This window comes from Gilliamella sp. HK2, from assembly GCF_001690265.1.
Taxonomy (GTDB): Bacteria; Pseudomonadota; Gammaproteobacteria; order Enterobacterales; family Orbaceae; genus Gilliamella; species Gilliamella apicola_C.
The window spans coordinates 1-930 of the sequence record NZ_LZGV01000082.1 but is presented as its reverse complement, the minus strand read 5'-3'; the positions used below and the strand labels follow the sequence as shown (position 1 = coordinate 930).

Sequence of the window (930 nt, the reverse complement as noted above, 5' to 3'; positions counted from 1 at the left end):
AAAAAAAAGACTGAACATCAAATCGTAGCTATTTTAAAAGAAGCAGAGGCAAGTATTCCCGTTAAAGAGCTGTGCCGTAAATAGGGCATGGGTAATTCAACTTTCTATAAATGGCGAGAAAAATACAGCGGAATGGAAACGTCGGATATCAAACGCTTAAAGGAGCTTGAGGCTGAAAACCGCAAGCTTAAACAGATGTTTGCCGAACTGAGCTTAAAATCCCAGCTTCAGGAAGAAATCATAAAAAAGCTTTAGTGCCCACAAAGGCACGTAAAACGTGGGCACAGCAACTACAACAAAATCATTCAGTTACTATTGTTATGAGTTGTGCCATTGTTGGTTTAAGTCGTTGTGCTTACTATTATCAACCTAAGTTGCAGGATGACTCGGTGATTGTTTCGGTGTTGAATGCTATTACAGATAGGCATTTACGCTGGGGCTTTCCTAAGTGTTTTCATCGTATCAGAAAGCTCGGCTATCAATGGAATCATAAACGGGTATATCGGGTGTATTGTGAATTAAAGCTTAATCTCTGGGTAAAGCGTAAAAAACGTATTCCTCCACGATGCCCGGAAAGGTTATTAGTCCCCAATAAACAAGGTGAATGTTGGTCAATGGATTTTATGAGTGACAGTAGCCGTAATCAACGTCGCTTTAGAACATTCAATGTCATCGATGACTTTAATCGTGAGGCGTTAGGGATTGATATTGCAGTAAGCTTACCCGCAGGAAGGATTACCCGTTACTTAGATAAACTGGCCGAATATCATGGGTATCCATTAAAAATACGGGTCGATAATGGGCCAGAATTTACAGAAAAAACCTTTACCAACTGGGCTAAATTACATGGTATAACCATTGATTATATCCAGCCCGGTAGCCCTTATCAAAATGGCTATATTGAACGATTTAATCGTACCTATCGCACTG

Annotated in this window: 2 protein-coding genes; both read left to right on the top strand. The window is 40.0% G+C overall.

Annotated elements, in window-relative coordinates:
• Positions 1-87: 87 nt before the first annotated feature.
• Positions 88-255, top strand: a complete 168-nt coding sequence (locus A9G45_RS08270; RefSeq protein WP_081302283.1) for a transposase — start codon at positions 88-90, stop codon at positions 253-255.
• Positions 255-930: DDE-type integrase/transposase/recombinase (locus A9G45_RS08265; protein WP_065566564.1), on the top strand; the 676-nt coding region annotated here is incomplete at its 3' end. The genes A9G45_RS08270 and A9G45_RS08265, both read left to right, overlap by 1 nt.

Coding starts and splice junctions, on each gene's coding strand:
- A9G45_RS08270 (WP_081302283.1), top strand. CDS start 88: ATGGGTAATTCAACTTTCTATAAATGGCGAGAAAAATACAGCGGAATG.